Here is a 9501-nt window from a genome sequence, read left to right as displayed (position 1 = left end):
GGGCCGTGGGCGGGGCGCCCGCGTCCCGGCCGTGGCCCAGCGCGGTGCCGCCCGTGCCCAGCACGAGCAACACCGCGGCGAGGGTCGGCCATAAGAGGGATCTCGCCCTTGCCGTCCTTGTCATCGTGGGACTCCTCTCCACGTGTGGGTCCACCCCGACGATCGTCCGGACACCTGGGGCTCCTCGTTCCGCTTCCGAGAGATCGCCTTCAGTGTTCGGAATATCGAATGCAGTTCGGGATGCTGGAATGCCACGGATACCAGAGAGGCGGCCGGTCGTGTCAACACCGCCCGCGGAACCGGCTCCCCTCCGGGGGCCGAAGGTGCGCGCGTCCGGGGAGCCCGGCCCGCCGGCCGCCTCGCCCGCGACGCCCGGCCGACGGGTCCGGGCGCCGGCCTCAGGCGCTGGCGCGGACGACCAGCCGGGTCGGCAGGAGCAGCGGGGTGGGGTCCTGCCCGTTGACGAGGGCGATGAGCATGCGCGCCATCTCCCGCCCGAGGGCCTGTATGGGCTGCCGGACGGTGGTGAGCGGCGGGTCGGCGACCTGAGCGACGGTCAGGTCGTCGAAACCGACCACGGCGACGTCGCCGGGGACCGCCCGCCCGGCCTCGCGCAGTGTGCGCAGCGCTCCCGCCCCCATGTTGTCGTTGGCGGCGAACACCCCGTCCACCCCGGGGTGGTCCGCCAGCAGCGAGGCCATGGCGGCGGCCCCGCTGGGCTCGGTGAAGTCCCCCTCGTACGGCGGGAACGGATCGAGGCCGGCCGCCAGCACGGCGTCCCGGTAGCCGCGGTAGCGGGCGCGCCCGGCCTCGGTGTCCAGCCGCCCGCAGATCGCGGCCACCCGGGTCCGGCCGCGCGAGACCAGGTACTCGGTCGCCTCGCGGGCCCCGCCGGCGTTGTCGACGTCCACGTACCAGCGGGGAGCCGGACCGATCGGGCGCCCCCCGAACACGACGGGCATCGCCGCCTCCTCGGCCGTGCGGATCAGCGGGTCGTCCTCGCGCAGCGCCATCAGCATCACGCCGTCGGCGCCCTTGGACCGAAGGAGCTCCTCCACCCGCTTGCGGCCCCGGTCGGAAGCGGCCAGGCACAGCATCAGGTGCAGGTCGGCCTCCTCCAGGGCGCCCGACGCCCCCACGATCACCTGGGCGAAGAACGGATCCGCGAAGATCGACGGGTCCTCTCCCGAGACGACCAGGGCGGCCACCCCCGTCTGGCGGGTGGCCAGCGCCCGGGCGGTCGTGTCGGGCACGTAGCCGAGTCTCCGGACGGCCCGCTCGACCGCCTCGCGTTTGGCGCGGCTGACGTGCGGCGCGTTGTTGAGGGCGCGGGAGGCCACGGAACGGGACACACCCGCGAGTTCGGCCACCTCGTCGAGCGTCGACCGCCGACGCGGCGCATCCCCTGCCATGGACCTTGGGCCTCCCCCTGCCGACCGGACGGGAAGCTTCTCATCCCCGCCCGCGCGGCTGCCACCCGCCCGGCGGGCAGGGCGGACAGGAGGCGAAGGTCCCGGTCGTGGTTCTGGAAGCGCTTCCAGTCTTGGAGTGTGCTCCTCCGTCGCGTGAACGACGTTGCCTGCTCGGGCACTTGACAGTCCAGCGAGCACGAACACACGATACCTGTCACACCCCTGGGGTTCTCGGCGACTGGGACCGCTTCCAGTGGGAGCGGTCCCATCGACCCCCACCGATCCCCTGCGCGTGTTCTCCCCGCCGGAGATCCCGTCTCCGCGAGGGAGGTGTACCACCGCACTTCCTCCAGCGCGTCGCGCGCCCGGAACGAGGGCGCACGACGCACCCCCCACCAGGAAACCGAGGTACCGTCATGCGCCGCAGCATCCGCGCCCTCACAGCAGCGCTCCTCGCCCTGCCGCTGGCGCTCGCCGTCGCACCGTCCGCCCACGCCGCCGACCCCACCACCATGACCAACGGGTTCTACGTGGATCCCGACTCCAGCGCCAAGCGGTGGGTCGCCGCCAACCCCGGCGACGGCCGGGCGTCCGCGATCAACGCCTCCATCGCCAACACCCCGACGGCCCGCTGGTTCGGCTCGTGGAGCGGTGACGTCAACGCCGCCACGGGCGCGTACGCGGGGGCGGCGGACCGCGCGGACAAACTGCCCCTGCTCGTCGCCTACAACATCTACAACCGCGACTACTGCGGCGGGCACTCCGCGGGCGGAGCCTCCTCGCCGTCCGCCTACGCCAACTGGATCGCGCAGTTCGCCGGCGGAATCGGCAACCGCCCGGCCGTCGTGATCCTCGAACCCGACTCGCTCGGGGACTACGGCTGCATGACGCAGGCCCAGATCGGCGAGCGCGAGCGCATGCTCACCGGGGCCCTCGGCGAGTTCAACCGCCAGGCCCCCAACACCTGGGTCTACCTCGACGCCGGCAACCCGGGCTGGACCAGCCCGGCGACCATGGCCCAGCGCCTGCACGGGGCGGGCCTCCGGCAGGCCCACGGCTTCTCGCTCAACGTCTCCAACTACTTCACCACGTCCGAGAACACCGCCTACGGCAACGCCGTCAACAACGAGCTGAGGGCCCGCTACGGCTACACCAAGCCGTTCGTCGTGGACACCAGCCGCAACGGCAACGGCTCCAACGGCCAGTGGTGCAACCCCTCGGGCCGCCGCATCGGCACCCCCACCCAGCTGGGCGGCGGCGCCGAGATGCTGCTGTGGATCAAGGTTCCGGGTGAGTCCGACGGCAACTGCGGCGTCGGGACCGGCTCCTCGGCCGGCCAGTTCCTCCCCGAGGTCGCCTACAAGATGATCCACGGCTACTGATCCCCGGACCCCGTGGCCCGTCCTGCCCCCGCTCCGCGACCGGGCCGGGCCACGGGCGCCGAACGCCTCCCGCACCGGCCGCCGGCCCGTCCCACCGGCCGGAAGCCCTTCCGCCCCGCCCACCCCCCGCCTGTGAAGATTGTGAGATGTGGGAACGTGAACGGGTGAGCGAGACGGAAGTCAAGACCCTGCAGTACCGCGTCGACGGGCCGGAACACGCCCCGGTCCTGATCCTGGGACCCGCGCTCGGCACCACATGGCACATGTGGGACCGCCAGGTCCCCGAGCTCAGCCGCCACTGGCGGGTGCTCCGCTACGACCTGCCCGGCCACGGCGGCGCCCCCGCCCACCCCGCCACCTCCGTCGGCGACCTCGCCGCCCGGCTGCTGGCCACCGCCGACGCCGCGGGCGCCGACCGCTTCGCCTACGCGGGCTGCTCCCTGGGCGGCGCCGTGGGCGCCCGGATCGCGCTGGACGCGCCCGGCCGGCTCACCTCCCTGGCGCTGATCTCCTCCGCCCCGCGCTACGCCACCCCCGACACCTGGCGGCAGCGCGGTGTGGTGGTGCGCACCAACGGGCTGGACCCCATCGCCCGCTCCACCCCCGAGCGCTGGTTCACGCCCGCCTTCGCCGCCGCGCAGCCCGCCATCGTCGAGTGGGCCGTCCAGATGGTCCGCACCACCGACCCCGGCTGCTACATAGCCGCCTGCGAGGCGCTGGTCTCCTTCGACATACGCCAGGAGCTGGCCCGTATCGGCGTGCCCACCCTGGTCGTCGCCGGAGCCGAGGACCGGGTCACCCCGCCCGCCGACGCCCGCGCCCTGGTCGCGGGCATCCCCGACGCGAGGCTCGCCCTCGTCCCCGACGCCTGCCACATGGCCCCCGTGGAGCGGCCGGCCGAGGTCACCGAGCTGCTGACCGGGCACTTCACGGCCGCCCTCCCCGCCGGCCGGCGGGACGCCCCGGCAGCCGTCCCGGTCCCCGCCCAGGCGCCCGCCGCCGGCACGGGCCGTGCGCCGGACGCACTGCCCGCCGGCGCCGCGGTCGCCGCCCTGACCGCCGGCGAGCAGCACCGGCACCACCCCGGCGCCGCGTACGACACCGGCCTCAGGCTCCGCCGCGACGTGCTCGGCGACGCCCACGTCGACCGCGTGGCCGAGGAGACCGACGACTTCACCGGCGACTTCCAGGACCTGCTGACCCGCTACGCCTGGGGCGAGGTGTGGGCCCGCACCGGCATCGACCGCCGCACCCGCTCGGTGGTCACCCTCACCGCGCTCACCGCCGGCGGGCACCTGGAGGAGCTGGCCTCCCACACCCGCGCCGCGCTGCGCAACGGGCTCACCCCGCAGGAGATCAAGGAGGTCCTGCTGCACACGGCCGTCTACTGCGGGATGCCCGCCGCCGGCGCCGCGTTCGCCGTCGCCCGGCGCGTCATAGCGGAGGAGACCGCCCCCCGCGACTGACGGACGCCGGCGACGGCGGACGCGGCGCGGCCCGTACGGCGGACGGCACCTGCGCACCGGCGGCACATGCGCCGCGCGGAGCACAATGGCCCCATGGAGCTCACCAAGAAGGGCCACGCCTGCGTCGCCCTGCACCGCGAAGGACGCACGCTCGTCATCGACCCCGGCGGCTTCAGCGAGGCGGACGCCGCCGTCGGCGCGGACGCGATCCTGGTCACCCACGAGCACCCCGACCACTTCGACGAGAGCCGGCTGCGCGCCGCGCTGGAGGCGAACCCGGCCGCGGAGATCTGGACGCTGCGCAGCGTCGCCGAGCGGATCTCGGCCGCCTTCCCCGGGCGGGTCCACACCGTCGGCGGCGGGGACGCCTTCACCGCCGCCGGTTTCGAGGTGGAGGCGCACGGCGAGCTGCACGCCGTCATCCACCCCGACATCCCGCGCGTCACCAACGTCGGCTACGCCGTCACCGCGGCCGGGGCCGGCACCGTCTTCCACCCCGGCGACGCCCTGACCGTCCCCGGCCGCCCGGTGGACACCCTGCTGCTGCCGGTGCACGCCCCCTGGAGCAAGGTCGCCGAGATCGTCGACTACGTGCGCGAGGTACGGCCGCGCGTGGCCTACGACGTCCACGACGGGCTGCTGTCGGACTTCGGGCACCTGGTCTACGGCCGGCTCCTCGGGCCGAACGGCCCCGGCACCGCCGGTGCGGAGCACACGCGGCTGGAGCCCGGGCAGAGCGTCGCACTGCGGGAGGGCTGAACCCCACCGGAAGGAGCGCCCCGCCGGCAGCCGGCGGCCGCCCGCCACCCGCCGGCTGTCGGCGCCGGGCGGTAGATTCGCTGCCATGCGTATCGCCACCTGGAACGTCAACTCGATCACCTCGCGGCTCGAGCGGCTGCTGGCCTGGCTGGAGAGCAGCGGCACGGACGTGCTGTGCCTGCAGGAGCTGAAGTGCACGGCGGAGGCGTTCCCGGCCGAACCGCTGCGCGAACTGGGCTACGAGGCCGCGGTCAACGCCTCGGGCCGGTGGAACGGGGTGGCGGTGCTGTCCCGGGTGGGCCTGGAGGACCCGGTGATCGGCCTTCCCGCGGGGCCCGACTACGAGGGCGCCACCGAGCCCCGCGCGGCGGGCGCCACCTGCGGCGGAGTGCGGGTGTGGTCGGTGTACGTGCCCAACGGCCGCGAGGTGGGCCATCCGCACTTCGAGTACAAGCTCCGCTGGTTCGCCGCGCTGCGGGAGCTGGCGGTGCGGGAGACGGCGGGGGAGGCGGGAGGACGGCCCTTCGCCATCCTCGGCGACTACAACGTCGCGCCGACCGACGAGGACGTCTACGACCCCGCCGCCTTCGAGGGCGCCACGCACGTCACCCCGGCCGAGCGCGAGGCGCTGGCCGAACTGCGCGCGGCGGGCCTGGCCGACGTCGTGCCGCGCCCGCTGAAGTACGACCGCCCCTACACCTACTGGGACTACCGCCAGCTCGGCTTCCCCAAGAACAAGGGCATGCGCATCGACCTGGTCTACGGCAACCCGGCCTTCGAGTCGGCGGTGAAGGACGCCTACGTCGACCGCGAGGAGCGCAAGGGCAAGGGCGCCTCCGACCACGCGCCGGTCGTCGTCGACCTGGAGGTGTGAGGGCCCGCCCGCGTGCCTTGTGCCGTTCGCCGCGCCGGTGATGTCACGCTGAGGCGTATGAACATCCCCTTCCTGGACAACTGGCGCAAGAGGCACGGCGGGTCCCGGGGGACTGCGGTGATGGAGACCGCCCCCCACGACACCGAGGGAGTGGCGCAACTGCTGTCCGAGTGCGAACTGCTGCGCGGGCAGGCCGAGTCGGCGGGGATCGATCTGGCGGACACCCCCGAGTCCCTGGCCGCCCTCGACCAGCTCCTGCCGCGCTGGCGCGACGACGGCCCCGAGGCGCTCGCCCGGCTGGGCAACGACGCGGGTTTGTATCTGGGCACCGTCGTCGTCCGCACGGTGCCGGGCGCGGTGTGGCAGGTGTGGCCGAGCGGTCGGCCGGTGGTGCGTCTGGCCTCCGGCCGGGAGATCGACGTGGTCGGGGCGGGTCTGGACTGGGCCTTCGACGGCGCACCGGAGCTGTCGCAGGTGTACGCGGAGGCCTCCGAGGCGTGAGCGGGCGCCGGCCGGATCGACGGCGGGCGGATCGGCGCCGGCCGGATCGGCGGCGGTGGGGAGCGGACGCAGGGCGGGGCGCGGCCGTGCCGGGGCCCCGGTCGCGGCCGGTCCGTCAGCGGGGGAAGGCGATGTGGTACTCCAGCCGCCACCGGTCCGCGCGCAACACGATGTCGGAGGTCTCCACGGCCCGGCCGTCCGCCGTGTGGTGGGTGCGCTCGATGACCGTCACGCACTGCCCGGGGGAGCAGCCCAGGGCCTGCGACTCCGCGCTGGTGGCCGACCGCGAGCCGACCAGCTCGGTGGCCTTCGCCACGGGGAGGCCGATGGCCGCGAACCGCTCGCGCACTCCGCGCCGGGCGTACGGGCCGCGCTCGGGGAAGACGACCTCGGTGCCCTCGGTGAGCGCCAGCGGCTCCCAGCTGGTGGCGAGCTGGAGCGGCCGCCGGTCGGCGAGGTACTCGTACCGCGTGCACATCACCCGGTCGCCCGCCCCGATCCCCAGCCGCTCGGCTATCCGCGGCGGGGCCCCGGTGGCGGTGGAGGTCGCCTCCCACAGCAGGGGGGGAGCGGCCGAGGAACCGGCCAGCAGCCGGGCCGCGAACGGGGAGTCCACCGCCTCGCCGGTGCGCAGCAGGCTGCCGACGGGGCTGCGGTCGGTGACGAACACGCCCCGCCCGAACTGCCCCTCCGCGTAGCCGGCGGCCTTCAGCACGCGCACCGCCCGGTCCACGGTCTGGTCGCTGGCGGCGTAGGTGCGCTTCAGCTCCGAGCGCGAGGGGATGCGGGAGCCCACGGCCAGGACCCCCTCGTCGATCTGCTGCCGCAGATCGTCGGCGATCCGCTGGTAGACCGGTCTGCTGTCGCCCATCCGGGACTCCTCTCCGTGCTGCCGCCTGCGGGGGGTGGGAACGTCTCCGTACCTGGGTCAACAGGGTAGGAGGAGGGCCTCCGCCGCATGAGGCGTCGTGGGCAACATCATCGGGAACACCTCGGCGACATCGGTACCCGGTTCCGCAAACTCCTTGCGCAATCAGGTACTTGACCGGATCAGCCCTCGGTCCGGCTGCGCGCCCGGTGCTGGCGGCGGGCGGGCGGGGGCACGGGCGCGGGCGCGGACGGCGCGGTGGTGGCGGCCCGGGTGACGTCCGCGACCAGTTCGACGACGTCGGGTCCGTACGCCTGGGAGTTGACCACCTTCAGCAGCAGGCAGAAGTCGCCGTCGGTGCCGTACCTGCGCGCCAGCCGGACGTGGTGGCGGGCGAGGTGGCGGGCGGCGGCCTGGTTGGTGACGGCCCGCTGGCCGCAGAAGACGAACACCGGATGGGAGCCCTCGCCCGCGGTGAGCCGGGCGAGCAGGACGTACTCCACCGATCCCCGCTCCATCCGGTAGCGCTCGCCGCCGATGGTGAACGAGGCCTGGTCGGGACCCGGTTCGGGGGTGGTGTCGATCCGGACCCCCGGCAGCAGGGAGTGGAGATGGGCCGCCGTCCGCCGGTTCGAGGCGGGGCCTCCCACGCAGAACTCGGTCCGCTCGCCGAAGCCCTGGCGGGCGTTCTCGTGCGACAGCACCTGTGCGTTCGCGCCGCAGTCCTTGATCAGGGCGGACAGTTCCAGCAGGGCGAACACATCGTCACGGGAGACGGCGCCCTCCCCGGTGGCGGCCTTGCGGCCGACCACCAGCAGGCACTCGGAGTGCTCCGGCAGCCCGAAGAAGCGCTGCTTGCGGCGGAGCCTCCGGCGCCACAGGTAGGTGCGGCCGAACCAGCCGAGCGAGGTGGTGATGCCGGCCGCGAGCACGCCCAGCACGATGTCGCGCAGGTTGTCGTCCATGGGGCGGAAGCGTATCGCCGGACGCCGCCTCTGTTCGAAACATGACAAGAGGGCGAGGGGCGGGGAGAGGCGTGAAAACTGTTCGTAGCACGGCGGTGACGGCCGGCGAAACACGGCCGGTGTGTCATGGCCCCATGCCAGTGCCGCAACCGACCGGCAGCATCCACCGGGCCACTGCCGGCCTCGACGTACCCGGTGGTCCGGACGTGCCCGAGGCCGCCGAGTTCGCGGCCGCGCTCACCGCGCTCACCGCCGAACTCGACCCGGCCGCCGGATGGTACGGGGTCTTCGCCCGGCGCGACCCCGAAGGGCTGGCCGCCTGCCTGACGGGGCACCGGATCCCGCCGTGGGACGTGGTCGCCTCCCTGCTGGACGACCTCACCGTGCGCCGGGGCCCCCGGCGGGCCCGCCCCCGGGCCGCATGGCTGAGGACGCTGTACCTGGCGTCGCTCACCGCCTGCGACGAGGCGGCCGGCGATCCGCGGCGGCGGGCCGCCGAACTGCGGGACGTGCTGGCGCGGACGCTGCGTGAGCAGCGGCACGCGGCCCACCGCGAACAGGCGCTGGCCCGCGCGCTGGTGGCGGGCGGCCACCCGGCCGGCGCCGGCCGCCTGGCCGCCGACCTCGCCTGGGCACGCGACGACCGGGCCCGCGCCACGGCCCGCTGCCGGGAGTTGCGCGAGCGCCTGGCCGCCCTGGTCGCCCGTGCCGGGGCCGATCCGGGCCACCAGTCCGAGCACGGCCCCGGAACCGGTCGAGCCCCCTCGCCCCCGGCGCCGTCCGGCCCCGTGCGCGCCCGGCCGCGCGGAGCCCGGTTCGCCGGACTGGAGACCGGAGCGCGGGCCGACCCGGCCGCCGCACCGTCCGGCCCCGTACCCGCCCCGGCCGTACCCGCCCCGCGCGGTGCCCGGTTCGCCGGGGCGGGGGACGAAGGGGGCGAGAGGACGGCCCGGCCGGAGGATCCGGCCGAGGCCGCGGCCCGGGCGGCCCGCGTCCGGAGGGAGTGCGACGAGACCGTCGCCCGGCTGGCCGGGCTGCGCGCCCGGGGCCGCACCGGGGAGGCCCACGCCCTGCTGTGCGAGGCCGCGGGCCGTCCCGCCCCCCTTCTGCCGGTGCTGGTCGAACGCCTGGAGCGGGCCGGTATGGACGCCGACGTAGCGGACCTGCTGTGGGAGGCCGCGTGCCTGCCGCCCGGCCCCCTGGCCGAGGCCGCCGGAGCGCTCGCCGCCGCGGGCCGCGCCGAGGACTGCGGACGGCTGCTGCGGCCGGCGGCC

The 9501-nt window shown here is 75.1% G+C and carries 9 protein-coding genes; 6 read left to right on the top strand and 3 right to left on the bottom strand.

Annotated elements, in window-relative coordinates; genetic code table 11:
* Window positions 1-398: 398 nt before the first annotated feature.
* Window positions 399-1412 (bottom strand): LacI family DNA-binding transcriptional regulator, encoded by a 1014-nt coding sequence (locus ACLIYP_RS27315; RefSeq protein ID WP_412715770.1) that lies wholly within the window; start codon window positions 1410-1412, stop codon window positions 399-401.
* Window positions 1413-1828: 416 nt separating this feature from the next.
* On the opposite strand from ACLIYP_RS27315, the gene ACLIYP_RS27310 reads away from it, so the two are divergent.
* The 5 genes from ACLIYP_RS27310 (at window position 1829) to ACLIYP_RS27290 (ending at window position 6394) form a co-directional block, all read left to right on the top strand.
* Complete coding sequence (locus ACLIYP_RS27310) at window positions 1829-2794, top strand: glycoside hydrolase family 6 protein (protein WP_412715769.1); 966 nt, start codon at window positions 1829-1831, stop codon at window positions 2792-2794.
* A 146-nt stretch (window positions 2795-2940) separates the two neighbouring features.
* The gene (gene pcaDC / locus ACLIYP_RS27305) at window positions 2941-4260 is read left to right on the top strand and encodes a bifunctional 3-oxoadipate enol-lactonase/4-carboxymuconolactone decarboxylase PcaDC (protein ID WP_412715768.1); all 1320 of its coding nucleotides are present in this window, start codon (window positions 2941-2943) and stop codon (window positions 4258-4260) included.
* Window positions 4261-4353: 93 nt separating this feature from the next.
* On the top strand, window positions 4354-5019 hold the full coding sequence (locus ACLIYP_RS27300) for an MBL fold metallo-hydrolase (RefSeq protein WP_412715767.1): 666 nt from the start codon (window positions 4354-4356) through the stop codon (window positions 5017-5019).
* An 85-nt stretch (window positions 5020-5104) separates the two neighbouring features.
* A complete protein-coding gene (locus tag ACLIYP_RS27295) occupies window positions 5105-5893 on the top strand; it encodes an exodeoxyribonuclease III (protein ID WP_412715766.1) in 789 nt (262 codons plus the stop codon).
* 57 nt (window positions 5894-5950) lie between these two features.
* The gene (locus ACLIYP_RS27290; RefSeq protein WP_412715765.1) at window positions 5951-6394 is read left to right on the top strand and encodes a DUF6278 family protein; all 444 of its coding nucleotides are present in this window, start codon (window positions 5951-5953) and stop codon (window positions 6392-6394) included.
* Between the two features lie 115 nt (window positions 6395-6509).
* Here the strand turns inward: ACLIYP_RS27290 and ACLIYP_RS27285 are convergent, their stop codons facing one another.
* Window positions 6510-7265, bottom strand: coding sequence for a GntR family transcriptional regulator (locus tag ACLIYP_RS27285; protein ID WP_412715764.1), 756 nt, complete (start codon window positions 7263-7265; stop codon window positions 6510-6512).
* Between the two features lie 179 nt (window positions 7266-7444).
* Window positions 7445-8227, bottom strand: coding sequence for a hypothetical protein (locus tag ACLIYP_RS27280; RefSeq protein WP_412715763.1), 783 nt, complete (start codon window positions 8225-8227; stop codon window positions 7445-7447).
* A gap of 134 nt (window positions 8228-8361) precedes the next feature.
* Between ACLIYP_RS27280 and ACLIYP_RS27275 the strand changes: the two genes are divergently transcribed.
* Window positions 8362-9501, top strand: a 1140-nt coding sequence (locus tag ACLIYP_RS27275; protein ID WP_412715762.1) for a serine/threonine-protein kinase, incomplete at its 3' end; no start/stop codon positions are given.

The organism is Streptomyces nanhaiensis (assembly GCF_046614825.1).
Lineage (GTDB): Bacteria > Actinomycetota > Actinomycetes > Streptomycetales > Streptomycetaceae > Streptomyces > Streptomyces radiopugnans.
Note: the sequence above shows the minus strand (reverse complement) of the source record. Positions and strands in the feature narration are given on the sequence as shown.

What these genes read in the sequence shown, in the direction of transcription:
- pcaDC (WP_412715768.1), top strand. Translation starts at nt 2,941, where the DNA reads ATGTGGGAACGTGAACGGGTGAGCGAGACGGAAGTCAAGACCCTGCAG.
- ACLIYP_RS27285 (WP_412715764.1), bottom strand. Translation starts at nt 7,265, where the DNA reads ATGGGCGACAGCAGACCGGTCTACCAGCGGATCGCCGACGATCTGCGG.
- ACLIYP_RS27300 (WP_412715767.1), top strand. Translation starts at nt 4,354, where the DNA reads ATGGAGCTCACCAAGAAGGGCCACGCCTGCGTCGCCCTGCACCGCGAA.
- ACLIYP_RS27280 (WP_412715763.1), bottom strand. Translation starts at nt 8,227, where the DNA reads ATGGACGACAACCTGCGCGACATCGTGCTGGGCGTGCTCGCGGCCGGC.
- ACLIYP_RS27310 (WP_412715769.1), top strand. Translation starts at nt 1,829, where the DNA reads ATGCGCCGCAGCATCCGCGCCCTCACAGCAGCGCTCCTCGCCCTGCCG.
- ACLIYP_RS27290 (WP_412715765.1), top strand. Translation starts at nt 5,951, where the DNA reads ATGAACATCCCCTTCCTGGACAACTGGCGCAAGAGGCACGGCGGGTCC.
- ACLIYP_RS27315 (WP_412715770.1), bottom strand. Translation starts at nt 1,412, where the DNA reads ATGGCAGGGGATGCGCCGCGTCGGCGGTCGACGCTCGACGAGGTGGCC.
- ACLIYP_RS27295 (WP_412715766.1), top strand. Translation starts at nt 5,105, where the DNA reads ATGCGTATCGCCACCTGGAACGTCAACTCGATCACCTCGCGGCTCGAG.